This is a genomic window from Agrobacterium deltaense RV3 (genome assembly GCF_900013505.1).
In the GTDB taxonomy this organism is placed as follows: Bacteria; Pseudomonadota; Alphaproteobacteria; order Rhizobiales; family Rhizobiaceae; genus Agrobacterium; species Agrobacterium leguminum.
This window is the reverse complement of the sequence record NZ_LT009745.1, coordinates 188603-211886: the sequence shown is the minus strand read 5'-3', so window position 1 is coordinate 211886 and position 23284 is coordinate 188603. Positions and strand designations below refer to the sequence as shown.

Here is a 23284-nt window from a genome sequence, read left to right as displayed (position 1 = left end):
CCGCTCTGCCATCCGCCGGAAACTTACCATCGTCACACGGTCTGGCAAGCCGCACATGCATGACAGAGCAGAGTATGGCTGAATGTGTCCTGTCTTTGTCGGAATGCCTGCTTTTCTCCGATCTGGATAAGAAGAATTATGCTATGCATGAACCCAATGGAGAAACATGAAATGTCCTCTTCTCGTACAGCGCTGCTTGTTATCGACGTTCAGGAGTCCTTTCGGCACGCCCCTTACTTCGAGGAAAGCGAGCTTGCCGACTATCTGGAGAAGCAGCAGGCACTGATCGACGGCGCCAGGGCTGCGGGCATTCCCGTCGTACAAATCTTCCACGTCGATGGCGACAGGGCCTTTTCAAAAGACAGCGGCTATATCCGGGCGCTGGAGGGTGTGCGGATTACCCCTGATGTAACCTTTCACAAAAACCGCCATTCGGCTTTTGCCGGCACCGGCCTCGAAATCTGGCTGACGCAGAAGGGCATCAACCGGCTGATCGTCTCCGGCATCCGCACCGAACAATGCTGCGAAACCACCACCCGGCATGCTTCCGATCTTGGTTACAGCGTCGATTACGTCACCGAAGCGACGCTGACTTTCCCGATGACACATGCTTCCGGCACCGTCTTCAGCCCGGACGATATCCGCAAGCGGACCGAGCTGGTACTGGCCGGCCGCTTCGCGCGCATCGTAACCGTCGATGACGCACTGGCCACCGTCAAAGAGGCCGCCTGATGGATAAAGGCGGCACGCGCACCATTCCCTTTTATACGCTTGTCCCGCCACATGCGCTGTTGCTCGATATTGCCGGCCCGCTCGAAGTGATCCGTTATGCCAATGGGGAACAGCGGGACATCCATTTCGACTGCCGCTACATTGCTGCGACTGACAAACAGCAATCTTCCATCGGTCTTGCGCTTTCAGGGCTGGAGAACTTGCCTGCGACCCTGCCGGAAAATGCTTTCCTGCTGATCTCCGGCAGCACATCACGCTTCGACAACGATCCGGAGACAGGGCGAGAGCGGCAAGTGCTGGCGGCATGGCTGCGCCGTGTTGTGCGCCCCGATACGACAGTCATTTCCATCTGTTCCGGCGCGCTGCTGGCGGGCGAAGCCGGGCTTTTCGATGGGCGCAGCTGCACGACCCATGCCGATTGCCTTGAAGGGCTGCGTCGCATCGCGCCGCTGTCCCAGGTGGCCGAAAACCGCCTTTTCGTCGAGGATGGCAACCGCTTCTCAAGCGCCGGAATTTCCACCGGCGTCGATCTGATGCTGCATGTGGTTTCCCGGCTGACATCCCCGGCTGTCGCCGCGCGTATTGCCAAAACCATGGTGGTTTATCTCAGACGCAGCGGCAACGATCCGCAAATCTCCCCCTGGATGACCGGCCGCAACCACATCCACCCCGCCATTCACCGGGTTCAGGACCGTGTGATGGCCGAGCCGGCGCAGGACTGGTCGCTGGAGCGGCTGGCCGATATTGCGGCGCTCAGCGAAAGGCATTTGTCGCGACTGTTTCGCGAGCATACCGGCATCAGCGTCATCGACTACGTCAACCTGATGCGGGTCAATCTCGCCCGCGACATTCTCGCCAACAGTCGCCTGGATATGGAAGCCATTGCCGAACGGGCGGGCTTTGCCTCCGCCCGGCATTTACGGCGTGTCTGGCAGCAGCATAATCGTTACCCGCCCAGCCATTATCGCGGTTTTCAGGCCTGATAATCTCAAACCCTGTCGCTGCCTGATGAATGCCATCAAAGGAATTGAATGGTTATGCGGATGAGCAGTTGCTACCTTGCCACCAAGACAGCAACAGGAGCATTCCCCGTGGAAAAACGAAGCCTCGGCCGCACCGGCCTCTCCATCGCCCCGATCGTCTTCGGCGGCAACGTGTTCGGCTGGACAGCGGATGAGAAGACTTCCTTTGCCCTGCTCGACGCCTTTTTCGACGCCGGGTTCAACGCCATCGACACGGCGGATGTCTATTCCGCATGGGTGGACGGACATGTGGGCGGCGAGTCCGAGACGATCATCGGCAAATGGCTGAAGCAGTCGAGCGTGAAGCGCGAAGATGCGGTAATCGTCACCAAGGTCGGTTTTGACAATCGCGGCCAAAAGACAGGCCTCAGCGCCAAGTGGATCGCAGAGGCCGTGGAGGCGTCGCTGAAGCGGCTGCAAACCGACTACATCGACCTTTACCTCGCCCACAAGCCGGATGCGGATGTGCCGCTGGAGGAAACGCTCGCCGCTTTCGGCAAGCTGAAGGAGCAGGGAAAAATCCGCGCCATCGGCTGCTCCAATTATTCCGCAAGCCAGCTTCAGGAAGCGCTGGACACGGCCGCAAAAAACAATCTTCCCCGTTATGACGTGCTGCAGCCGGAGTATAATCTCTATAACCGCAAGGATTTCGAAGGTCCGCTTGCCGAGCTTTGCCAGAAGGAAGAAATCGGCGTCATCAATTATTACAGCCTCGCCGCCGGCTTCCTCACCGGGAAATATCGTGCCAAGGCCGATACGGAAGGCGTCGCCCGCAGCTATCGCGTGGGTGAATATGTCAATACGCGCGGGCTTGCCATTCTGGGCGCCATGGATGCCGTGGCAGTGGAAACCGGGGCCAAACTTGCCGACATCGCACTGGCCTGGCTGTTGCGCAAGAAGGCGATAACCGCGCCGATCGCCAGCGCCACCAGCCTGTCTCAGCTTGAAAGCTTCAAACGCGCCGTCGAGTTAAAGCTGACGGATGAGATGATGACACTGCTCGACAAGGCGGGTGCGTAACATGGAGCTCAGAATTCGCGATGCGCAGCCGGCTGACCGGACGGAATGGCTGCGCCTGTGGAACGACTATCTTGCCTTTTATGATGTCGAACTTGCCGATGAGGTGACCGAGCACACCTGGGCACGCATTCTCGATCCCGCATCCCGTGTTTCCATGCGCGTGGCCATGCTCGGCGACCGCATGGCCGGTTTCGCCATTCACCACTTCCATGATTCCACCTGGGTAAAGACGCCCGACTGCTATCTGGAAGACCTATTTGTCGATGGCGAAATCCGCGGCAAGGGAACGGGCCGGGCGCTGATGGATGATCTTGTCGCCATCTGCAAGGACAAGGGCTGGTCACGGCTGTACTGGCACACCGGCGAGGACAATCACCGCGCCCAGAAGCTCTACGACAGCTATGTGAAGAGCGACGGCCATATCCGCTATCGCATCAAGTTCTGATCAAATCCTGAAGCGGAAGAAATCCACGAAAGCCCTCAGCGCCGGCCTCATCTGCCGGCGCGAGGGATAATAAATGTAAAAACCGTCGAACGGGGCGCACCAGTCGTCAAGCACGCGGATAAGCCTGCCCGCCCGGATATCGTCTTCAACACGCTGCTCGAAAACGAACGCAAGCCCTGCCCCGTCGATGGCAGCCCGGCGAATAAGGCTCTGGTCCGACAGGATCAGCGGCCCCTGCACATCAACCACCAATGGCTTGCCATTCTTCTCCAGTTCCCAGCGATAGATAAGGCCGCTGGCGAAACGCCGGCGGATACAGCGATGCCGGATGAGATCCCTTGGATCCTGCGGTGGTGGATTTTCTGAGAAATAGGAGGGCGCGCCGACAATCGCGCCGCGCCATGCGCCGCTGGCTTTTACCGCAATCATATCCGCATCGAGGTGCTCGCCAAGCCGCAAACCCGCATCGAAACCTTTCGCGACAATATCCTCGAAACGATCATCCGTTGAGATTTCGAGTGAAATATCGGGATAGAGCCGCAGGAACTCACCCAGCCGGGGCACGATGAGGTCCTCGGCAGCAAGCCGCGGCAGGGTGATGCGCAGGGGGCCGGCCGGTCTTCCGCCCTGCTCGGCAAGCGTCTCGATGACCGCATCGATATCGGCAAGTGCCGGACCAAGTGTTTCAAGAAGCCGCCTGCCCTCCTCTGTCGGCGAAACGCTGCGGGTGGTACGATGAAGCAGACGCAAGCCAAGACTCGCCTCCAGCGACGACACCGCATGGCTGACGGCGGAAGGGGCAATGGCAAGTTCGGCGGCGGCCTTGCGAAAGCTGCGGCCTTCGGCAACGGCAGCGAGAACAGCCAGTTGGGAGAGTTGCACACGGTTCATTGTTCTAAATGATAGAACAACCCACGCGGATTTGCAGCGATTATTTTTACCGCCATGAGACGCTATTTTCTCATAACGCCCTGATGACGGGCGGTTCCTTTGGAAGGACGAACAGATGAAAAAAAGAACCCTTGGAAACAACCTTTCCGTTTCGGCGCTTGGCCTCGGCTGCATGGGCATGACACATGCCTATAGCCCGACCGGCGATGAGAGCAGCGCAATTGCAACGCTGCACCGCGCCGTCGAACTCGGCGTCACCTTTTTCGATACGGCGGAGGTTTACGGGCCCTACAATAACGAGATTCTTGTCGGCAAGGGTTTGAAGCCCTATCGCGACAGGGTGGTCATCGCCACCAAGTTCGGCTTCAAAATCGACACCAGCAAACCCGCTGGCCAGATGATGGTGGGTACCGACAGCCGCCCGGAAAATGTGCGCGCCGTCGCCGAAGCCTCTCTCAAACGCCTTGGCGTCGATGAGATCGACCTGTTCTACCAGCATCGCGTCGATCCAAATGTCCCGATCGAAGACACGGTAGGCGCCATGGCCGAGCTGGTCCGGCAGGGCAAGGTGAAGCATCTCGGCCTGTCGGAAGCAAGCGCCGAGACACTTCGCAAGGCACACGCCGTTCATCCGATCGCGGCCATACAGAGCGAATATTCGCTGTGGACCCGCGACGTGGAGGAAAACGGCGTGCTGGAAACCTGCCGTGAGCTTGGCATTGGTTTCGTCCCCTTCAGCCCGCTCGGGCGCGGTGCCTTGACGGGCGCGCTGAAGTCGCTCGACGGCCTTGCATCCGACGACTTCCGCCGCGGCCTGCCGCGCTTCCAGAGCGGAAACTTCGACGCCAATCTGGCGCTCATCAAGCTTCTGGAGGACATGGCGACTGAGAAGGGTGTGACCGCCGGACAACTGGCGCTGGCCTGGGTGCTGGCACAGGGCGACTTCATCGTTCCTATTCCCGGCACGACAAAAATCGCCAATCTGGAGAAGAATGTTGCCGCGGCGGAGGTATCGCTGACGGCAGAAGAAGCCGCCAGCCTCGGCGCGCTGCTCTCGCCCGCAAAAGTCGCCGGCGCACGTTATCCAGAACAGATGTCACGGATGGCCAACCGATAAAAACAAAAAAGCCGCGGCAATTGCCGCGGCTTTTTTCATTCCGTCAGCTGCTTTCAGACTCAGGCGCGCAGGACGCCGCCCGTCGATTTCTCGACATTGCCGACGATCTTGGCCGTCAGCGCCTCGAAATCCTCGTCCGTCAGCGTCTTGTCGACCGGCTGGATCTGAACTTCGATGGCGACCGACTTGCGGTTTTCGCCGAGCGATGCGCCCTCGAAAATATCGAAGACATTGACGCCGGTGATCAGCTTGCGGTCAGCGCTCGTTGCAGCCTTGATGATGGCGCCCGCCTCTACCGACTTGTCGACCACGAAGGCGAAGTCGCGCTTCACCGCCTGGAAGGGCGAAAGCTCGAGCGCAGGCTTGGTGCGGGTGGCCTTCTTCTTCGGCTCCTGCATGGCGTCGAGATAAATCTCGAAACCGCAATAGGCGCCGGAGACATCCAGTTCGGAGAGCGTCTTCGGATGGAACTCGCCGAAATAGCCGAGCACGACCTTCGGACCCATCTTGATGGTTCCGGAGCGGCCGGGATGATACCAGCCGGGGCCGCCGGCTTCGATCTGCACATTGGCCATGGGCAGGCCGCCAGCTTCCAGCACCGAGAGCGCATCGGCCTTGGCGTCATAGACATCCACGGGCTTGCCGCCGCCCTTCAAAGCATTGGACCACATGCGGCCGCTGCCTGCGAGCGAGGCCGTGCCACGACGAACACCGCCGGCAACGCGGCGTTGCTTATCAGGTGTATCGCCCTCATAGGTGCCGGAAACCTCGAAGATCGCGACGTCACCATAGCCCTTGTCGGCATTGCGCTGTGCGGCAGTCAGCAGGCCGGGCAGCAGCGAGGGCCGCATGTCCGACATATCGGCCGCAATCGGGTTTGCGAGCTTGAGGGCCGGCGAACCACCGCCGAAGAGTTTCGCCTGCGCTTCCGGGATGAAGGACCAGGTGACGGCCTCGAGCATGCCGCGGCTTGCCAGCGCACGGCGCGCGGTGCGGGTGCGGATCTGCAGCGTGGTCAGGATACGGCCGTTGACCGCGCCGAAGCTTTCCAACGGCTCGGGCTTGATGTTGTCGACGCCATGGATGCGCATGACCTCTTCCACCAGATCGGCCTTGCCATCGACATCCGGACGCCAGGACGGCACGGTGACGGAGACGCGCTCGCCCGTTCCCTCGACGCTGAAACCCAGGCCTTTGAGAATGGCGAGGCTCTCTTCCGCCGAGACTTCCAGACCTGTCAGGCGCTTTACTTCCGCGAGCGGGAAATCCACGACCTTGGGCTGATGCCCCTTGTAACCAACGACCTTCGCCTCGCCGGCAATGCCGCCGCACAGTTCGAGAACCAGCTCGGTGGTACGCTCCAGACCCGGAACCATATATTCCGGATCGACGCCACGCTCGAAACGATAACGCGCATCGGTGATGATGCCGAGCGAACGGCCGGTCTTGGCAATGTTGATCGGATCCCAGAGAGCGGATTCGATCAGCACGTCGACAGTATTGTCATCGCAGCCGGAATGTTCGCCGCCCATGACGCCGCCGATGGATTCGAGACCTTTCTCATCGGCGATGACGACATTGTTCGGGCCGAGCTTATATTCACGCTGGTCGAGCGCGAGGATCGTCTCGCCCTCTTTTGCGCGGCGAACCGTGAGATCGCCCTTGACCTTTGCGGCGTCGAAGACGTGCATCGGCCGGCCCTGATCGAAGGTCATGTAGTTGGTGATGTCGACAAGCGCATTGATGGGACGCAGGCCGATTGCCAGCAGGCGCTGCTGCATCCATTTCGGGCTGGGGCCGTTCTTCACGCCACGAACGATGCGCAGCGAAAAGCCGGGGCAAAGCGCCGCATCGTCCAGCTCAAGCTTCACGTCGACCGGGGTTGCGCCTTCGATCTTGAAGGACGGCGCGGGTCTCGTCTTCAGCTTGCCGAGACCGGAAGCGGCGAGATCGCGGGCAATACCGTAGATCGAGGTGCAGTCCGGGCGGTTCGGGGTCAGGTTGATTTCGATGACCGGATCGTCGAGCCCGGCATAGGCGGCGAAAGAGGTGCCGACCGGCGCATCTTCCGGCAGGTCGATGATGCCGTCGTGATCGTCGGAAATGTTCAGCTCCTTTTCGGAGCACATCATGCCGTGGCTTTCCACGCCGCGTATCTTGCCGACGGCAAGGGTGACGTCGATGCCCGGAACATACACGCCCGGACGCGCGAGCGCACCGACGAGGCCGGCGCGTGCATTCGGAGCGCCGCAGACGATCTGCACCGGCTTGCCGTCTCCGGCGTCAACGGAGAGAACCTTCAGGCGGTCAGCTTCCGGGTGCTTCTCGGCGGAGAGCACCTTGGCGATGACGAAAGGCTTGTAGGCCGCCTTGTCGTCAACGTCCTCGACCTCAAGGCCGATTGCCGTCAGCCGCTCGCAAATCTCGTCCAGCGTCGCATCGGTATCGAGATGCTCTTTCAGCCAGGAAAGAGTGAATTTCATGTCTTTGCTCCTTGGCTAACCGGATTAAACGCTCAGACCGCCGAACAGCGTCGGCATGTCGAGCGGGCGGAAGCCGTAATGGGTCATCCAACGGACATCGGCGTTGAAGAAATCACGCAGGTCCGGCATGCCGTATTTCAGCATGGCGATGCGGTCGAGGCCCATGCCCCAGGCAAAGCCCTGATATTCATCCGGGTCCAGCCCGCCAGCACGCAGCACATTGGGGTGCACCATGCCGCAACCGAGGATTTCCATCCAGTCCGTGCCTTCGCCGAACTTCACGATCGGGCCGGAACGGTCGCACTGGATGTCCACCTCGAAGCTCGGCTCCGTGAAGGGGAAGAAGGACGGGCGGAAGCGCATGACGACGCTGTCGACCTCGAAGAAGGTCTTGCAGAATTCTTCCAGAATCCAGCGCAGATTGCCGACATGCGCCTTCTTGTCGATGACAAGGCCTTCGACCTGATGGAACATCGGCGAATGGGTGGCGTCGGAATCCTGGCGATAGGTCTTGCCGGGAATGACGATGCGGATCGGCGGCTTCTGGCTTTCCATGGTGCGGATCTGCACTGGCGAAGTGTGGGTGCGCAGCACCTTGCGCTCGCCCTTTTCATCCGGCTGGAAGAAGAAGGTATCGTGCATCTCGCGGGCCGGATGGCCTTCCGGGAAATTCAGCGCCGTGAAGTTGTAATAGTCGGTTTCGATATCTGGACCTTCGGCGATAGAGAAACCCATATCCGCGAAGATCGCGGTGATTTCATCGACGATCTGGCTGATCGGATGAATGCGGCCGCGCTCGGCCGGAGACTGGCGGACCGGCAGGCTGACATCCACCGTTTCCGCTTTCAGCCGGGCGGCGATGGCAGCGTCCTTCAGCGCGTTCTTGCGCTCGCCGATGAGGTCGGTGATTTCAGTCTTGAGCTGGTTAATCGCGGCGCCGCGGGTCTGGCGCTCTTCCGGCGTCATGCTGCCAAGCGTCTTGAGAAGCTCCGAAACCGAGCCCTTCTTGCCAAGCGCGGAAAGGCGCACGGCTTCGATGGCCGGCTCATCGGCAGCCGTGGCGATCTCCGACATCAATTGCGATTTCAAGGTATCAAGTTCAGTCATCTTTTCCTGCCTTGCCGGTCTTTTTAACAGCGGCTTCGGGGTTCACAGCATTCATGAGATAGTCGGTCGCCATGATAAAGCGTCGCAGATCACTACCCATCCGCACGCGCCCGATCAACCGGGCAACCGGTAAAAAACGCCCCAGAATGCCGGTCAGACGGCACAATTCTTCCAGCGCCCGGGGCGGGGCGTTTTCCCGCCAGCGGGTGAAGGCGGCATCGCAGGTTTTCCGCGCATCGCAGGCGCGGGTCGCGACCTGTAAAAACAGCAGCCAGATATCGCGGGCCTGCGCCGTCTCGAGCGGCATGACTTCCTGCGGGCGCTCCTCGAAATCCATGAAACCGACGCGGCCGTCTTCGAGAAAAAAGTCGCGCACATGCGGGCGCCCATGGCAAAGGCCTGCCGCATGCAATTCGCCGAGTGCCTCGGCAGATTTTACCAGCAGGGCATCATGTTCCGTCGGCGCGGCTGCCTTTATAGCGTCCATGCGCTCGATGATGGTGGGGCCAACGTCGCCCAGCACAACTGCGGTCCGGGAAGAATAGATCACGGGCGGAACCGGAAAACCACTGGCCTTGAAGGCCTGCAGGGTGTCGAGTTCGCGACGCATCAGGCCGGCACCGTCGAGCGGCGGCGAAGGGCGCATGAAGGTGTAAGGAAGCAGCTTTGCGAGAAAGGTCTGCAGCTTTATCCACCAGGACGGCGTTTCCGTGCCCTGGCGCTTGATCCATACTGTCAGTTGCGACAGCTCAACCTTCTGGACCCGCCGCTCACTTTTTAACAAAGCGTGCATGAGAGTGGCAATATCTGCATCATCAAGATGTACTCGAAACCCTTCGGCTGTTTCAGCCTGATTTTCATTAACCAGCATTCTCGTCCACCAGGAGATTTTTCAGGGCAGACGCGCTGGATACTCTATTTTTCCTAAATTTCTAAATTAAAAACTACGATACATTCTCGACCAGGCGGGTGCATCAGCCAAACGCAAAACCCGCGCCGGAGAACCGGCGCGGGTTTCAAATGAACAACAGATTGTCCGCGCCGTAATTACTTTACAGCGGTTTCAAACTCGTTGGCCGTACCAGCATCCTTGAGGTACTCAAGCGCCTTCTTTGCTGCTTCGACGAGCGCGCCGAATGCTGCCGGCTCGTGGATAGCCATGTCGGACAGAACCTTGCGGTCGACTTCGATGCCAGCCTTGTTCAGGCCGTCGATGAAGCGGCCATAGGTCAGGCCGAATTCGCGAACGGCAGCGTTGATACGCTGGATCCACAGAGCGCGGAAGTTGCGCTTGTTGACCTTGCGGTCGCGGTAAGCGTACTGCTTGGAACGATCCACGGCAGCCTTTGCTGCGCGGATGGTGTTCTTGCGGCGGCCGTAGAAGCCCTTGGCTGCCTTGAGTGTCTTGGTGTGCTTGGCGCGGGAAGTTACGCCACGTTTTACGCGTGCCATGTCATGATCTCCTTAAAGTGTCCAAATGTGCGGAAAAGTCTCAGAGACCGTTCGGCAGGTAGTTCTTGACGACCTTCTTGCCGTCAGCGTCGGCGAGAACCATGGTTCCGCGCGCGTCGCGAATGAACTTGTTGGTACGCTTGATCATGCCGTGGCGCTTGCCGGCGGCGGCTGCAACAACCTTGCCGGTTGCGGTGATCTTGAACCGCTTTTTTGCAGCGGACTTCGTCTTCATCTTGGGCATTTTGCTACTCCGTTTTTGTATCGAAACAGGCAGACGAGGCCTATTTCAAGCTATTCAGGAACGGCCTCGGCATGCCCTGCCGGACCGTTCGGACGCGCGCTTATAACCGCAGTCGGCTAAAAGCGCAACGGGGAAAGCAAACTTCCCCTTGCGATGGCGATTCATGCGGCCTTAAAAGGCTGGCGCAAATTATTTCGGGGCGAGAACCATCATCATCTGACGGCCTTCCAGCTTCGGCTCGGCCTCCACCTTGGCAATCGCCTGGGTGTCTTCCTTCACCTGAAGGAGAAGCTTCATGCCGAGTTCCTGGTGGGCCATTTCGCGGCCGCGGAACTTCAGCGTTACCTTCACCTTGTCGCCATCGTCAAAGAAACGGCCCATCGCCTTCATCTTCACGTCATAGTCATGCGTGTCGATGTTGGGGCGCATCTTGATTTCTTTAACTTCGACGATCTTCTGTTTCTTGCGCGCTTCAGCGGCCTTTTTCTGGGTCGAGTACTTCAGCTTGCCGAGATCGAGGATCTTGCATACCGGCGGTTCAGCGTTCGGCGAAATCTCAACGAGATCGAGACCGGCCTCCTCCGCCAGTTTCAAAGCCTGATCCGTCGGCATGCTACCGAGGTTCTGGCCCTCTTCATCAATAAGCTGAACTCTGGGAACCCGAATTTCCCGGTTGGAGCGCGGCCCCTCCTTGACGGGGGCATCGGCTTTGAAAGGTCTGCGAATGGTCGTATTCTCCTGATCTGTTTCTGGATCACGTCAGCAAAAAACAGCTTGTTTGGTACAAGCGGCGGAAATGTCGTTATTGCCGTGGCGAAGTCAATAGCATATCTGCCCGAAAAGATCACCTGTTGTCACGGTTTTTGCAAATACGCCGCCGTTGTTGCACCAAAATCAGGAGAATTGCATATACATGACCGAACAAGCCGCTGAATTCCTGCGCGTAGGCCCCGACAACGACACTCGCGACATCGCTTTCCTTCATCGCCCGGCGGCTTCGGGCGAGAATATGCCGATGCTGGTATGGCTCGGCGGCTATCGTTCCGACATGACCGGAACCAAGGCGGTTGAACTCGATCGCTTCGCCGCTGAAAACGGCCTTGCCTGCCTGCGGCTCGACTATTCCGGCCATGGCGCCTCCGGCGGCGACTTCAGGAAGGGCACGATTTCCCGCTGGCTGGAAGAGGCGCTTGCCGTGGTGCGCGCAAAGGCGCCGTCGCGCGTCGTTCTCATCGGCTCCTCCATGGGCGGATGGATTGCGCTACGCATGGTCGAGGAGCTGCGCAAGGCGGGCAGCGCGCCATCCGTCGCCGGTCTCGTCCTCATTGCGCCAGCGCCGGATTTCACGCAGGAGCTGATAGAGCCCAGCCTTTCGGATGCGGAAAAAACCTCTCTGGCGGAAAAGGGTTATTTCGAGGAACATTCGGAATATAGCCCCGAGCCCAACATCTTCACCCGCGCGCTGATGGAGGACGGGAAGCAGAACCGCGTGCTGCAGGGTATCATCACCACCGGCTGCCCCGTTCACATCCTGCAGGGCATGCGCGACCCGGATGTTCCCTATCAGCATGCACTGAAGCTTATCGAACATCTTCCGTCCGACGACGTCGTGCTGACGCTGATCCGCGACGGCGACCATCGGCTTTCCCGGCCGCAGGATATCGAGCGGATGCTCGCCGCGGTCAAAGCCCTTGCAATATAGGCATTTGCGCAACGCTCTTAACCATATTCGACGAGTCTTGCGCGCCGCCGATTGCTAGCGATTGACTCAAGCCCCCTATCCCTCTTAACTTTTCGTTAAGAATTAAGGGACGGGTTTCATGATGAACGCACCGCTGGCGCGTGCGCTGCTGTTTGCAGTTGCCGCCGGGCTAATGACTGCTGCCTCCGCCACGGCGGAAACCAAGGGAAGCCCTTCCATGGTGACGGGGGGGATTACCTCCCAGCCTATCGGCCATTATGAGTTCTGTCAGAAATATGCCGATGAATGCAATATTCGCAGCAAGGCGACGCCGCCGCCGCGCGTCACGGATTATGGCTGGGATGTCATTCGCGAGGTCAATACGTCCGTCAATACCACCATCGTGGCGATGACCGATCAGGAAATCTACGGCAAGGACGAAGTCTGGGAATATCCGACGACCGCCGGCGACTGCGAAGATTTCGTGCTACTGAAGCGAAAGAAGCTGGTCGAGCGTGGTTTTTCCGTGGCTGATCTTCTGATCACCGTCGTGCGCAAGCCGGATGGCGAGGGCCATGCCGTGCTGACCCTTCGCACCACCGACGGCGATTATATTCTCGATAATCTCACCGACGACGTGAAGCTGTGGACCGACACCAACTACACCTATCTGAAGCGGCAGGCGTCCTTCAATACGGGCCGCTGGGTCTCGATCGAAGACGGTCGCGACGTGCTGGTCGGCGCATTGCGCTGACGCCTGTGCCAGGTTCGAAGGAATTAAGAGCCCGCTGTTGCGGGCTCTTTCTTTTTTCACCCATTGCCGATGATAATGCCGGCCGCAAGCACCAGTGAGCCGCCGAGGACCACCTGAAACACCGCGCGCAGGAACGGCGTTTCCATGAAGCGGTTCTGAATGAAGGCGATGGCCCAGAGTTCCACGAAAACGACGACGGCGGCAATCGCGGTCGCTGTCCAGAAATGCGGAATGAGATAGGGCAATGCGTGGCCGAGGCCGCCTATGGCCGTCATGATGCCGGAGGCCAGGCCCCGCTTTACCGGAGAACCGCGGCCAGAAAGCTTGCCATCATCATGGGCGGCTTCGGTGAAGCCCATGGAAATACCCGCGCCGACGGAGGCCGAGAGGCCGATGAGGAAGGTCTGCCAGGTATCCTGCGTGGCAAAGGCGGCCGCGAAAATCGGCGCGAGCGTCGAGACAGAGCCATCCATAAGCCCCGCAAGACCCGGCTGAATATAGGTCAGAAGAAATTGCCGTTTTGCGGTTTCCGCCTCTTCGGTCTTGCCGTTTTCATCGAGGTGTTTTTCTTGCAGCATCTGCGCAATGTCTTCGTGACCCCGCTCCGCCTCGGCCAGATCGCCGAGGAGCTTGCGTGTTGAGGCATCGCTGGTACGCTTGACGGCCTCATCGTAGAAGCGGATCGCCTGCGCTTCCATCAATTCGGCCTGGGCGCGGATTTTTTCGAGCGACAGGTTCTTCACCAGCCAGTCCGGGGTGCGCTCATAGAAACCACGCACATGTTCGCGGCGGATCAGCGGGATGGTTTCTCCGAAGCGGCGGCGATGCATATCGATCAGCACGTTTCGATGCTGCTGCTCGACCTCGGCCATATCCTCGAAGACTTTGGCGGATTGCGGATATTGCGCGCGCAGATGATCGGCATAGGAGCGATAGATGCGGGAATCGTCCTCCTCGGATGAAATGGCGAGCGCGAGGATTTCCTGTTCGCCAAGGGAGGAAAAGGGACGTTTGGACAGGGAAAAAAGACTGCGAAACATGGCTGAGACCTTTTTTAGAATAATTCTAAATACATCCGCATCGCACCGGGATCAAGCCTTCTTAGAATAATTCTAATAAGGCAAAGGGTCGCATTGCGGGCCGCATCGCAGCGGGGTAAATTCGCAAAAAAGGAAACACCATGCAGGACGACGTTGCGGCCAGAGCCGCTCACAGCGCGGAAATTCAGGACAGGGCGGAAAAAGCCATGGCGGAGATCGGCGTCGATGCCGGTTTCATCGATTTGCTGGTGGAGACATTCTACGGCCGCGTTCTTGAACATCCCACGCTCGGCCCGGTTTTTGATGCGCGGCTTGCCGGGCGCTGGCCGGAGCATATGGCCAGGATGAAACAGTTCTGGGCGGCTGTCGCGTTCAAGAATGGTGGTTATGGCGGCAAACCCGTGCAGGCGCATCTCGGCGTAAAGGGCATGTCGGCGGAGCTTTTCCCGCAATGGCTTGCGCTGTTTTCCGCTACGCTTGATGATATTGCGCCAAGCAAAGAGGCCCACGACTGGTTCATGGAAACGGCGGAACGCATCGCCAGAAGCCTGACGCTTTCACTGTTTTACAATCCCGCAATGGACGACCCGGCGTTGATGCGCAGCAAGTGACGCGGAAAGACGTGACGAAGCAACATTCGCCAAGCATCACCGGAGATCACGCAAGTTTCGAACATTCCCTCTTGATGGCTGCGGGGATAAATGATTAGTAACCTGCGGGAGGCGTACCGTGCGGTTCGCCTGTAATATGCAGACATAACGGGGCTTATCGACATGGATCGCAGATCATTTATCCGCAAGGCGGGCGCTCTCGGCGCCGGTGTTACCGCAACGGCGCTTGCCGCTCCGGCCATCGCACAGGAAAACCCCAAGATCACCTGGCGCATGACGTCGTCCTTCACCAAGGGCCTCGACATTCTTTTCGGCGCGGGCCAGATCGTCGCCGACCATGTCAAGGAAGCCTCCGGCGGCAACTTCGTCATTCAGCACTTTGCCGGCGGCGAAATCGTGCCGGCGCTGCAGGCGGCGGATGCGGTGACGGCCGGGACCGTCGAAATGGCGCATACCTGCTCCTATTATTACGTCGGCAAGGACCCGACCTTCGCGCTCGGAACTTCGGTTCCCTTCGGTCTCAATGCACGCCAGACGAATGCCTGGTTCAACCAGGCCGGCGGCAATGAGCTGCTCAACGAATTCCTTGCCCAGCACAATATCTACTCGATCCTGCTCGGCAATACCGGTGCCCAGATGGGCGGCTGGTTCCGCAAGGAAATCAACACCATCGACGACCTGAAGGGTCTGAAGATGCGTATCGCCGGCCTGACCGGTCAGGTGATGCAGAAGGTCGGTGTCACGCCGCAGCAGATCGCCGGCGGCGATGTCTATGCGGCTCTGGAAAAGGGCACGATCGACGCCACCGAATTCGTCGGCCCCTATGACGACCAGAAGCTCGGCTTCTACAAGGTCGCGAAATATTATTACTACCCGGCATGGTGGGAAGGCGGCCCGGCCGTGCATGCCTTCGTGAACCTGCAGAAGTTCAACGAGCTTCCGGAGAACTACAAGCGCATCCTGAAAGACGCCTGCGCCGCCGGCAGCGCCAGCATGCTGGAGCGTTACGACGCCCGCAATCCGAAGGCACTGAAGGAACTCGTGGCGCAGGGCGCTATCCTGCGCCCCTTCAGCCAGGAAATCCTCGATGTCTGCCACAAGGCGGCACAGGACACCTATGCGGAGATTTCTGCCAAGAACGAGAGCTTCAAGAAAATCTACGAGAGCCAGCAGGCCTTCAAAAAGGACGCCTATCTCTGGGCGCAGATCGCCGAATACACCTTTGACACCTACATGATGATCCAGCAGCGCAACGGCACGCTCTGATCCCCATCATTTCCCGACGATCTTCAAACGGTCATCCGGCATCTGCCGGGTGACCGTTTTGTTTGGCGAGACCAGCTTCCACACTTCACGCTCCCGCCAGTCGACCGGGCTCATGCCGGTGACGCGGCGAAATTCGCGGTTGAAGTTGGACTTGGTCTGAAAGCCGGAGGACAGCATGATCGCCGTCACCGATTGCTCCGTCTCTTCCAGCAACCGGCAGGCTTCGCGGATGCGCAACTGATTGACATATTGCGAGACATTGACGCCGAGCGAGCGGTTGATCGCGCCTGATATCTGCCGGCTCGGCAGGCCGAGGCGTCTTGCAAGCCGCGACAGGTTGAGATTCTCGTCACGGTAAAGCGCCTGTGTCTCCATCAGCCGATCAACCCTTGCGACGATATCGCGGTCCTGTTCCGATGGCTCCGCCGATGCTGACAATTCCGCGACAGGTTCTATGCCTGTTTGCGGTCCCTTGCTCTTGCCGGCCAGCGCGGCCATGAGGCCAATCAACAGCAGGCCAAAAAGATTGGCGTTACTGACCAGCGCTGCAACATTCTGCCCATGCGCCCATTCGAAATCGAAAAACACGAGCAGATCGAACAGGGCAGAAACACAAAGAGCGATTGCAGCGATAATAAGCGCCCGGTGCGCCGAGGTGACGCTGGCAAATTGCGCCTCGTCCAGCCCATCCGGCCCCTTTCTGCCAAGAAGAACCAGGGCAATGGCGTGTCCGACAAAGATGACGATCAGCGCAAGATCGATCGCCATCGGCCAGATGAATTCCATGATGACGATGAGCAAAGGCGACAAAGCAAGGTTGGCAAGCATCGCTATCCTGCTCTCCGCCGCCACTCTCATCAGCCCACGAAAAGCGATATAGACGAGCGGCGGCAGGCAGGCGGCGAGGACCGGCAAAACATAACGCGCTTCACTGACGCCATACCCCCAGCGCAGTCCGACAAGGACGGATTGAAGGGCACAAAGCGCGATCAGCGTCAGAAAGGCCCGATTGGTTCGCACATCGTCTCCGCCTCGAAAGAAAACGATGAACATGACAACCAGCAGAAGCGCCACGACGAAAGGCAGCGGAATGAACAGCACGAATGAATATCCTCGAAACAACGGCTTATATTGCCAATTCATGGACCAGATCGCGTTTCGGGACGACCTTTAACACGATCAAGGATCGCAAAACATATGTGGCAGCGCAGATTGAACCCCGTTCTTTCCAACTGCACGAGGTTTTCATGCGCCCTATCACTTCCATCACGACTATCCTGTTTTCCGCTCTCGTAACCCAGCCTGTTTTTGCAGGCGAGGCTGTCGGCGTCAACGAAACCACCATCCATTCGCCGGCACGCGGCAAGGACCTTGCCGTCACCATCTGGTATCCCTCCGACGGAAAGGGCACGCAGACGCTTTCCGGCGATGACCGGATTTTTCAGGGCGCGCCCGTGTTCAAGGATGGTGCTGTGAAACCGGGTCGGCTGCCGCTTGTGCTTCTGTCTCACGGCTCGGGTTCACGAGTGTCCGGCATGGCATGGATCGCAGCGAAGCTTGCGAGCGAAGGTTTCATTGTGGCCGGAGCCAACCACCCCGGCACCACCAGCGGCGATTCCACACCCGCCGATACACCGAAAATCTGGGAGCGAACGGATGATCTCTCCACGATTGTCACTGTTCTAACGGCAAAGGGCAAATGGTCGAGTGCTATCGACGCGCAAAGGATCGGCGTGCTCGGCTTTTCGCTCGGCGGCAGCGCGGCGATGGAGATTTCGGGCGCGCGCGCCGATCTCGATGCCTATGCGCGCTATTGCGAAGACTATGCCACGATGATGGATTGCCAATGGTTCGCCGGTGGCCGGGGTTACCTCAATGGCGAGCCGGTCAGCGTGCCGAAGCTCGATCTCAGAACCATCGACAAGGCACGTTTCGAGCAGCAGAACCGCGATCCCCGTATTCGGTCCGCCGTACTGGTCGATCCCGGTCTGGCGCTCGCCTTTCGGCCTGACAACCTGAAGCAGATCGATATTCCGCTCACCTTCATCAATCTCGGCAGTAAGGGCAAAATTCCACCCGCCGTGCTTGCAGATAAACTCGCGAACGAAGTGCCCGGCGCGACCTATCAGCAAGTGGACGAGGCCAATCATTTCAGCTTCCTGCCGTTGTGCAAACCGGATGCCGACGCCTTTCTCAAATCCGTCGGCGAGCGCGATCCCATCTGCGAACCGGCCGGACCGCGGGACCGCGCGGATATTCACGCACAATTGGAGACGATTATCGCTGCCGCCTTCAACCGTACACTGAAGCCGGGTCAGTAAGGCGGCAGACTGAAAGGCCTAGCCGATCCGCTTATAGAAAAGGGTCGTGCCGCAAAAGCGTCCATCAGGAAACAGGGCGTAATCGGGGATGACGCCGACCCGCTCCCAGCCGAGGCGAGGATAAATCGCCTCGGCATCGCTGCCCGTGGCCGTATCCAGCACCAAAAGGGTACGACCGCGTTTCGCCGCCTCCTCTTCCACTTTTTGCATGAGTTTGCGGGCAAGCCCGAGGCCTCGCGCGGACGGGTGCACGAGGAGCTTCATCAGATCGCCGCGATGCGGCTGGTTGGGTTTGGAGGCAAGGCCGACCTGAACGGTGCCCACCACCCTGCCATCTACCTCCGCCACCACGTGAATGGTGCTGCCCTCGCCCGCCGCTTCTGCAACTGACTGCCAGAAAGGCTGCGCATCCTGCGGTGAAAAGGGCAACATGAAGCCGACGGATGCGCCCCCGTTCACGCAGGCCGCCAGAACCTCACAGAGTTCGGGCAAGACATCGATGGTCTCTTCCCGGTTCAACACGCGGATGGTGGTCATAAAAACTCCTGTCGGGGAAATCAGCGCTGTCTTTGGTCCAGCACGACGGCATAACGAGCAGGTTTTTCGGTAGGATTGTGGAAAACATGCCCCTCACCAACCGGCATGAAAAGGCAATCGCCGGGTTCCAGCCGGTGAACGTCTCCGCCGCTCGTCATTTCCAGTACACCTTCAAAAAGCCAGACATATTGCGTCATCCCCCGGCTCGCCGCATGTGGAGGGAAGCCGACGCGCGCGCCGGGCGGAAATTCGACTTCGACGATATCGACATCGGATCCCACACGTGGCGGGGAGATGGCGCGGCGGACATAACCGGTTTCGGGATCTTTCCAGAGCTGCTGATCACGCTTTTTCATGAGCGGGGAAACAGCCTCTTCGTTTTCGGCGAAGAAACCGGAAAGCGACAGACCAAGGGCTGCGCAGATGCGGGCCAGCAGCGAGGCCGTGGGGCTCGCCTCACCGCGCTCGATGCGGGAAATCATGGCGCGGCTGACGCCGGATTCGGACGCAAGCCGGTCCAGCGTCAAACCGTTTTCGGCCCGCAATGTTTTGATCCGCTCGCCGATCGAGCGTTCGAGAATATGATCTTCGTTTTCCATCATATGAGAATTGCACTCTCATATGATGGAGTCAATATCCACGATAATGGAAACTATCATCTTCTTTGCCGCTGGTCGCTTTGCGGCAAAAGAACGTCTCAGGCGCCGACCTGGGCAATCCAGTCGTTCAGATTATAGTAGTTCGTTACTCGGCTAACTTTTCCGTCCCTCAGGTCGAAAAAGGCACCGGCCGGTAGTACGTATTTCTGGCCATTCGCCTCGGGCAATCCCTCGTCGGTCTTGAGATATTCGCCGTTGACGATGAATTCTGCGGAAGCACGCTTGCCATCTTCGCTCGCCATGATGACCATGTCGGTGAGATTTTCCTTATAGCAGCGGTTCATATGGTCCATGAAGGAGGCGAAGGCGGCCTTGCCGGTCTGGCGCTCGCCCTGATTGATGTCGTGCACCACCTCATCGTGAAGAAGCGCCAGAAAGGCATCCATGTCCTGACGGTTGAAAGCTTCGTAGTAGGCGCGGATGGTCTCGGCAGCGGTCATCGTCTTCTCCGTTCAATGCTTGCGCGGGTTTTCCATGACGGTATAACCAGTGCAACCGAAAGTGAAAATGCCCATGACCGTCGAAATCAAGTCTCTTTCCGGCATTGACGCCACACCCTATTTCGATGACCTCGCGCGCCTGCGGATCGAAGTATTTCGCGCCTTTCCCTATCTCTATGACGGCTCGCTGGACTATGAGCGCAAATATCTCGCGACCTATGCCGATACGGACGGCGCCGTCTTCTTGCTGGCGCTCGACGACCGTAAAGTGATCGGCATGTCCACCGGCATGCCGATGGCGGCAGAGACCGAAGAGGTGAAGGAGCCCTTCGTCAAAGCAGGTTACGATCCGGACCGGATATTCTACTTCGGTGAAAGCGTACTTCTGCCCGACTATCGCGGCCACGGCATTGGGGTGCGTTTCTTCGAAGAACGGGAGGCGCACGCGAAACGGCTCGGTTTCGACAGGTGCACTTTCTGTGCTGTGGAGCGACCCGCAGACCATCCAAGACGCCCGGCGGACTACGTGCCGCTGAACGCCTTCTGGGAAAAGCGCGGCTATAGCCATCACCCGGAACTGCGCACCAGCTTCACATGGCAGGACCTCGACGAAAGCGTTGAAAGCCCGAAACCGCTGTCCTTCTGGATGAAGACCATTCCTGCCGGAGACAGAGACCAATGACACGCCTTGCCGCCAGCCAATATGCCATCGAGCTGATCGAGACATGGGAGGCTTACGCCGCACATCTTTCCGCCATCGTTCGCGAGGCGAAGGAAAAAGGCGCTGAGTTGCTGCTTTTGCCGGAATATTCGGCAATGACGCTGACCGGGCAGTTGCCGCCCGCCGCGCGCTCCGACCTGCACCGTTCCATCGAAGAGATACAGCCGTTGATCCCTTCCTGGGTAGAGCTTTGCGAGGAGCTGGCGCGGCAACATCAAATCCTCTTCCAGCCGGGCAGCGCGCCGGTGAAGGACCCGGACGGCAAGTTCCGCAACCGCGCATGGCTGTTCGGCCCGGATGGGCTGATCGGTTATCAGGACAAGCAGATCATGACCCGTTTCGAGCGGGAGCAATGGAACATTCATGCCGGCATCGAGGGCCTGAAAGCCTTCGAGACGCCGATAGGCAGGCTGGGCATCCTCATCTGTTACGACAACGAGTTCCCGATGCTGGGCCGCAGACTGGCGGAGCTCGGCGTCGAACTCGTGCTCGCGCCGAGTTGCACCGATACGCTGGCGGGCGCTTACCGGGTGCGGATCGGCGCGCAGGCACGGGCGCTGGAAAATCAATATGCCGTTCTTTCCGCCCCCACGGCGGGGGAAGCCCCATGGTCTCCCGCCGTCGATGAGAATCGCGGCCGCGCCGCCCTTTACGTGCCTTCGGACTATGGCATGCCGGCATCCGGCGTCATTGCGGAAAGCGAGCGTGATGCGGTCACGCAAAGCTCGCTGCTGATCGCCGATATCGATCTTGCCGCCGTCGCAAGGCTCCGCACTGAAGGACAGGTGGCCACCCGGCGCGACTGGCCTGAGCAATTTGCGATCTGAAAAGCCCATTTTAAAGGGCTTTTAACCAAATTCCCGCTTTGCGGTGTGACAAGCCCCTGCTATAGCGCGGGACATGAGCACAAATTCGACCCGCACGCCCCTGGACCATATCCGCAACTTCTCGATCGTTGCCCACATCGATCATGGCAAATCGACGCTGGCCGACCGGTTGATCCAGTCGACGGGCGGCCTTGCGGAACGCGACATGTCGGAACAGGTTCTCGATTCGATGGATATCGAGCGCGAACGCGGCATCACCATCAAGGCCCAGACCGTGCGCCTGCACTACAAGGCGAATAACGGCGAGACCTATGTGCTGAACCTCATCGACACGCCCGGCCACGTCGACTTCGCCTACGAAGTGTCCCGCTCGCTTTCGGCCTGTGAAGGTTCGCTGCTGGTGGTCGACGCATCGCAGGGCGTGGAAGCCCAGACGCTTGCCAACGTTTATCAGGCGATCGACAACAATCACGAGCTGGTCACCGTGCTCAACAAGATCGACCTGCCGGCGGCCGAACCCGACCGTATCAAGGAGCAGATCGAAGAGGTGATCGGCATCGACGCCTCCGACGCCGTGATGATTTCCGCCAAGACCGGTCTTGGCATTCCCGACGTTCTGGAAGCCATCGTCCACCGTCTGCCGCCGCCGAAGAGCGAAGTCGGCGAAAACGGACCGCTGAAAGCGCTGCTGGTCGATAGCTGGTATGACACCTATCTCGGCGTCATGGTTCTGGTGCGCGTCATCGATGGCGTGCTGAGCAAGGGCCAGCAGATCCGCATGATGGGCTCGGGCGCGAAATACGGCATCGAGCGCGTCGGCGTGCTGACCCCGAAGATGGTCAATGTCGACAGCCTCGGCCCCGGCGAGATCGGCTTCATCACCGCCTCGATCAAGGAAGTTGCCGATACGCGTGTTGGCGACACCATCACCGACGACAAGCGCCCGACGGCGCAGGCCCTGCCCGGCTTCAAGCCCGCGCAGCCCGTGGTGTTCTGCGGCCTCTTCCCGGTCGATGCGGCCGACTTCGAAGATTTGCGCGCGGCGGTGGGCAAGCTTCGCCTCAACGACGCTTCCTTCTCCTTCGAAATGGAGTCCTCCGCCGCCCTCGGTTTCGGTTTCCGCTGCGGCTTCCTCGGCCTGCTGCATCTCGAAATCATTCAGGAACGCCTCGAGCGCGAGTTCAATCTCGATCTCGTCGCCACCGCGCCCTCGGTCGTCTATGAAATGACGCTGACCGATGGCACGGAGAAGGAACTGCACAACCCGGCCGACATGCCCGACGTTGTGAAGATCAAGGAAATCCGCGAGCCGTGGATCAAGGCGACGATCATGACGCCGGACGAATATCTCGGCGGCATCCTGAAACTCTGTCAGGACCGGCGCGGCCTGCAGACGGAGCTGACCTATGTCGGCAACCGTGCGATGATCACCTATGAACTGCCGCTCAACGAAGTGGTGTTCGATTTCTACGACCGGCTGAAATCCATCTCCAAGGGTTACGCCTCGTTCGATTACAACATCATCGACTATCGCGAAGGCGATCTCGTCAAGATGTCGATCCTCGTCAACGGCGATCCGGTGGATGCGCTCTCCATGCTCGTTCACCGCTCGGCGGCCGACCGGCGCGGGCGTGGCATGTGCGAAAAGCTGAAGGAACTCATTCCGCCGCACATGTTCCAGATCCCGATCCAGGCGGCCATCGGCGGCAAGGTCATTGCCCGCGAAACCGTGCGCGCGCTGCGCAAGGACGTGACGGCGAAATGCTATGGCGGCGACGCGACGCGCAAACGCAAACTTCTCGACAAGCAGAAGGAAGGCAAAAAGCGCATGCGCCAGTTCGGCAAGGTGGAAATTCCGCAGGAAGCCTTTATCGCTGCGCTGAAGATGAACGACGAATAAGCGGCAAAATCATA

The 23284-nt window shown here is 59.2% G+C and carries 25 protein-coding genes; 13 read left to right on the top strand and 12 right to left on the bottom strand.

Annotated features, from left to right (window positions below):
* Positions 1-171 precede the first annotated feature (171 nt).
* The 4 genes from AGR7B_RS01090 to AGR7B_RS01075 all read left to right on the top strand — a co-directional run bounded on the left by AGR7B_RS01090 (position 172) and on the right by AGR7B_RS01075 (position 3219).
* Complete coding sequence (locus AGR7B_RS01090) at positions 172-732, top strand: cysteine hydrolase family protein (protein ID WP_080855827.1); 561 nt, start codon at positions 172-174, stop codon at positions 730-732.
* On the top strand, positions 732-1715 hold the full coding sequence (locus AGR7B_RS01085; RefSeq protein WP_080855826.1) for a GlxA family transcriptional regulator: 984 nt from the start codon (positions 732-734) through the stop codon (positions 1713-1715). Before AGR7B_RS01090 ends, AGR7B_RS01085 begins: the two co-directional genes overlap by 1 nt.
* A 108-nt stretch (positions 1716-1823) precedes the next feature.
* Positions 1824-2774 (top strand): aldo/keto reductase, encoded by a 951-nt coding sequence (locus AGR7B_RS01080; RefSeq protein ID WP_080855825.1) that lies wholly within the window; start codon positions 1824-1826, stop codon positions 2772-2774.
* 1 nt (position 2775) lies between these two features.
* Complete coding sequence (locus tag AGR7B_RS01075) at positions 2776-3219, top strand: GNAT family N-acetyltransferase (RefSeq protein WP_080855824.1); 444 nt, start codon at positions 2776-2778, stop codon at positions 3217-3219.
* Here AGR7B_RS01075 and AGR7B_RS01070 read toward each other — a convergent pair whose 3' ends face one another.
* Positions 3220-4110 carry a LysR family transcriptional regulator gene (locus tag AGR7B_RS01070; RefSeq protein ID WP_080855823.1) on the bottom strand — a complete coding sequence of 297 codons (891 nt, stop codon included), beginning with the start codon at positions 4108-4110 and terminating at the stop codon, positions 3220-3222.
* Between the two features lie 115 nt (positions 4111-4225).
* On the opposite strand from AGR7B_RS01070, the gene AGR7B_RS01065 reads away from it, so the two are divergent.
* Positions 4226-5227: an aldo/keto reductase gene (locus AGR7B_RS01065; RefSeq protein WP_080855822.1), complete on the top strand. Its 1002-nt coding sequence runs from the start codon at positions 4226-4228 to the stop codon at positions 5225-5227.
* A gap of 59 nt (positions 5228-5286) precedes the next feature.
* On the opposite strand, the gene pheT is transcribed toward AGR7B_RS01065, so the two are convergent.
* The 6 genes from pheT to infC all read right to left on the bottom strand — a co-directional run bounded on the left by pheT (position 5287) and on the right by infC (position 11239).
* Positions 5287-7710 carry a phenylalanine--tRNA ligase subunit beta gene (pheT, locus tag AGR7B_RS01060; RefSeq protein WP_078051388.1) on the bottom strand — a complete coding sequence of 808 codons (2424 nt, stop codon included), beginning with the start codon at positions 7708-7710 and terminating at the stop codon, positions 5287-5289.
* A 24-nt stretch (positions 7711-7734) separates the two neighbouring features.
* Entirely contained in the window at positions 7735-8817 is a 1083-nt protein-coding gene (gene pheS, locus AGR7B_RS01055) for a phenylalanine--tRNA ligase subunit alpha (RefSeq protein ID WP_078051389.1), read from the bottom strand.
* Positions 8810-9688 (bottom strand): lipopolysaccharide kinase InaA family protein, encoded by an 879-nt coding sequence (locus tag AGR7B_RS01050; RefSeq protein ID WP_078051390.1) that lies wholly within the window; start codon positions 9686-9688, stop codon positions 8810-8812. Before AGR7B_RS01050 ends, pheS begins: the two co-directional genes overlap by 8 nt.
* A gap of 176 nt (positions 9689-9864) precedes the next feature.
* A complete protein-coding gene (gene rplT / locus AGR7B_RS01045; protein WP_003493358.1) occupies positions 9865-10269 on the bottom strand; it encodes a 50S ribosomal protein L20 in 405 nt (134 codons plus the stop codon).
* A 40-nt stretch (positions 10270-10309) separates the two neighbouring features.
* On the bottom strand, positions 10310-10513 hold the full coding sequence (rpmI, locus tag AGR7B_RS01040) for a 50S ribosomal protein L35 (protein WP_035264590.1): 204 nt from the start codon (positions 10511-10513) through the stop codon (positions 10310-10312).
* A gap of 189 nt (positions 10514-10702) precedes the next feature.
* Positions 10703-11239, bottom strand: coding sequence for a translation initiation factor IF-3 (gene infC, locus AGR7B_RS01035; protein ID WP_078051391.1), 537 nt, complete (start codon positions 11237-11239; stop codon positions 10703-10705).
* Between the two features lie 187 nt (positions 11240-11426).
* Here infC and AGR7B_RS01030 point away from each other — a divergent pair, with 187 nt between their 5' ends.
* Together AGR7B_RS01030 and AGR7B_RS01025 are read left to right on the top strand one after the other, a co-directional pair.
* Positions 11427-12215 (top strand): alpha/beta hydrolase, encoded by a 789-nt coding sequence (locus tag AGR7B_RS01030; protein WP_065654682.1) that lies wholly within the window; start codon positions 11427-11429, stop codon positions 12213-12215.
* 118 nt (positions 12216-12333) lie between these two features.
* Positions 12334-12948 carry a transglutaminase-like cysteine peptidase gene (locus AGR7B_RS01025; protein ID WP_003524508.1) on the top strand — a complete coding sequence of 205 codons (615 nt, stop codon included), beginning with the start codon at positions 12334-12336 and terminating at the stop codon, positions 12946-12948.
* Positions 12949-13004: 56 nt separating this feature from the next.
* Here the strand turns inward: AGR7B_RS01025 and mbfA are convergent, their stop codons facing one another.
* Positions 13005-13988, bottom strand: coding sequence for an iron exporter MbfA (gene mbfA / locus AGR7B_RS01020; protein WP_078051392.1), 984 nt, complete (start codon positions 13986-13988; stop codon positions 13005-13007).
* Positions 13989-14128: 140 nt separating this feature from the next.
* Here mbfA and AGR7B_RS01015 point away from each other — a divergent pair, with 140 nt between their 5' ends.
* Together AGR7B_RS01015 and AGR7B_RS01010 are read left to right on the top strand one after the other, a co-directional pair.
* Positions 14129-14599 (top strand): group III truncated hemoglobin, encoded by a 471-nt coding sequence (locus tag AGR7B_RS01015; RefSeq protein WP_121490395.1) that lies wholly within the window; start codon positions 14129-14131, stop codon positions 14597-14599.
* Between the two features lie 162 nt (positions 14600-14761).
* Positions 14762-15865, top strand: coding sequence for a TRAP transporter substrate-binding protein (locus AGR7B_RS01010; protein ID WP_080855821.1), 1104 nt, complete (start codon positions 14762-14764; stop codon positions 15863-15865).
* A gap of 6 nt (positions 15866-15871) precedes the next feature.
* Here AGR7B_RS01010 and AGR7B_RS01005 read toward each other — a convergent pair whose 3' ends face one another.
* Positions 15872-16966, bottom strand: coding sequence for a helix-turn-helix domain-containing protein (locus AGR7B_RS01005; RefSeq protein ID WP_162934011.1), 1095 nt, complete (start codon positions 16964-16966; stop codon positions 15872-15874).
* A 146-nt stretch (positions 16967-17112) separates the two neighbouring features.
* On the opposite strand from AGR7B_RS01005, the gene AGR7B_RS01000 reads away from it, so the two are divergent.
* Complete coding sequence (locus AGR7B_RS01000) at positions 17113-18186, top strand: alpha/beta hydrolase family protein (RefSeq protein WP_080856939.1); 1074 nt, start codon at positions 17113-17115, stop codon at positions 18184-18186.
* Between the two features lie 18 nt (positions 18187-18204).
* Here AGR7B_RS01000 and AGR7B_RS00995 read toward each other — a convergent pair whose 3' ends face one another.
* The 3 genes from AGR7B_RS00995 to AGR7B_RS00985 all read right to left on the bottom strand — a co-directional run bounded on the left by AGR7B_RS00995 (position 18205) and on the right by AGR7B_RS00985 (position 19822).
* A complete protein-coding gene (locus AGR7B_RS00995) occupies positions 18205-18723 on the bottom strand; it encodes a GNAT family N-acetyltransferase (RefSeq protein WP_065654687.1) in 519 nt (172 codons plus the stop codon).
* A gap of 20 nt (positions 18724-18743) precedes the next feature.
* Positions 18744-19325 carry a helix-turn-helix domain-containing protein gene (locus AGR7B_RS00990; protein WP_080855819.1) on the bottom strand — a complete coding sequence of 194 codons (582 nt, stop codon included), beginning with the start codon at positions 19323-19325 and terminating at the stop codon, positions 18744-18746.
* A gap of 95 nt (positions 19326-19420) precedes the next feature.
* Positions 19421-19822 (bottom strand): ketosteroid isomerase-related protein, encoded by a 402-nt coding sequence (locus AGR7B_RS00985; protein WP_065654689.1) that lies wholly within the window; start codon positions 19820-19822, stop codon positions 19421-19423.
* Positions 19823-19895: 73 nt separating this feature from the next.
* Between AGR7B_RS00985 and AGR7B_RS00980 the strand changes: the two genes are divergently transcribed.
* The 3 genes from AGR7B_RS00980 (at position 19896) to lepA (ending at position 23270) form a co-directional block, all read left to right on the top strand.
* Positions 19896-20504, top strand: coding sequence for a GNAT family N-acetyltransferase (locus AGR7B_RS00980; protein ID WP_162934010.1), 609 nt, complete (start codon positions 19896-19898; stop codon positions 20502-20504).
* Positions 20501-21370, top strand: coding sequence for a carbon-nitrogen hydrolase family protein (locus tag AGR7B_RS00975; protein WP_080855817.1), 870 nt, complete (start codon positions 20501-20503; stop codon positions 21368-21370). Before AGR7B_RS00980 ends, AGR7B_RS00975 begins: the two co-directional genes overlap by 4 nt.
* A 61-nt stretch (positions 21371-21431) precedes the next feature.
* Positions 21432-23270, top strand: coding sequence for a translation elongation factor 4 (gene lepA, locus AGR7B_RS00970; RefSeq protein WP_035240402.1), 1839 nt, complete (start codon positions 21432-21434; stop codon positions 23268-23270).
* The last annotated feature ends 14 nt before the right edge of the window (positions 23271-23284 follow it).

What these genes read in the sequence shown, in the direction of transcription:
- rplT (WP_003493358.1), bottom strand. Translation starts at nt 10,269, where the DNA reads ATGGCACGCGTAAAACGTGGCGTAACTTCCCGCGCCAAGCACACCAAG.
- mbfA (WP_078051392.1), bottom strand. Translation starts at nt 13,988, where the DNA reads ATGTTTCGCAGTCTTTTTTCCCTGTCCAAACGTCCCTTTTCCTCCCTT.
- pheS (WP_078051389.1), bottom strand. Translation starts at nt 8,817, where the DNA reads ATGACTGAACTTGATACCTTGAAATCGCAATTGATGTCGGAGATCGCC.
- AGR7B_RS01090 (WP_080855827.1), top strand. Translation starts at nt 172, where the DNA reads ATGTCCTCTTCTCGTACAGCGCTGCTTGTTATCGACGTTCAGGAGTCC.
- AGR7B_RS01050 (WP_078051390.1), bottom strand. Translation starts at nt 9,688, where the DNA reads ATGCTGGTTAATGAAAATCAGGCTGAAACAGCCGAAGGGTTTCGAGTA.
- AGR7B_RS00990 (WP_080855819.1), bottom strand. Translation starts at nt 19,325, where the DNA reads ATGATGGAAAACGAAGATCATATTCTCGAACGCTCGATCGGCGAGCGG.
- AGR7B_RS00995 (WP_065654687.1), bottom strand. Translation starts at nt 18,723, where the DNA reads ATGACCACCATCCGCGTGTTGAACCGGGAAGAGACCATCGATGTCTTG.
- AGR7B_RS01070 (WP_080855823.1), bottom strand. Translation starts at nt 4,110, where the DNA reads ATGAACCGTGTGCAACTCTCCCAACTGGCTGTTCTCGCTGCCGTTGCC.
- AGR7B_RS00980 (WP_162934010.1), top strand. Translation starts at nt 19,896, where the DNA reads ATGACCGTCGAAATCAAGTCTCTTTCCGGCATTGACGCCACACCCTAT.
- AGR7B_RS01000 (WP_080856939.1), top strand. Translation starts at nt 17,113, where the DNA reads ATGCGCCCTATCACTTCCATCACGACTATCCTGTTTTCCGCTCTCGTA.
- AGR7B_RS00975 (WP_080855817.1), top strand. Translation starts at nt 20,501, where the DNA reads ATGACACGCCTTGCCGCCAGCCAATATGCCATCGAGCTGATCGAGACA.
- pheT (WP_078051388.1), bottom strand. Translation starts at nt 7,710, where the DNA reads ATGAAATTCACTCTTTCCTGGCTGAAAGAGCATCTCGATACCGATGCG.
- AGR7B_RS00985 (WP_065654689.1), bottom strand. Translation starts at nt 19,822, where the DNA reads ATGACCGCTGCCGAGACCATCCGCGCCTACTACGAAGCTTTCAACCGT.
- AGR7B_RS01075 (WP_080855824.1), top strand. Translation starts at nt 2,776, where the DNA reads ATGGAGCTCAGAATTCGCGATGCGCAGCCGGCTGACCGGACGGAATGG.
- rpmI (WP_035264590.1), bottom strand. Translation starts at nt 10,513, where the DNA reads ATGCCCAAGATGAAGACGAAGTCCGCTGCAAAAAAGCGGTTCAAGATC.
- AGR7B_RS01065 (WP_080855822.1), top strand. Translation starts at nt 4,226, where the DNA reads ATGAAAAAAAGAACCCTTGGAAACAACCTTTCCGTTTCGGCGCTTGGC.
- AGR7B_RS01015 (WP_121490395.1), top strand. Translation starts at nt 14,129, where the DNA reads ATGCAGGACGACGTTGCGGCCAGAGCCGCTCACAGCGCGGAAATTCAG.
- AGR7B_RS01025 (WP_003524508.1), top strand. Translation starts at nt 12,334, where the DNA reads ATGATGAACGCACCGCTGGCGCGTGCGCTGCTGTTTGCAGTTGCCGCC.
- AGR7B_RS01085 (WP_080855826.1), top strand. Translation starts at nt 732, where the DNA reads ATGGATAAAGGCGGCACGCGCACCATTCCCTTTTATACGCTTGTCCCG.
- AGR7B_RS01030 (WP_065654682.1), top strand. Translation starts at nt 11,427, where the DNA reads ATGACCGAACAAGCCGCTGAATTCCTGCGCGTAGGCCCCGACAACGAC.
- AGR7B_RS01010 (WP_080855821.1), top strand. Translation starts at nt 14,762, where the DNA reads ATGGATCGCAGATCATTTATCCGCAAGGCGGGCGCTCTCGGCGCCGGT.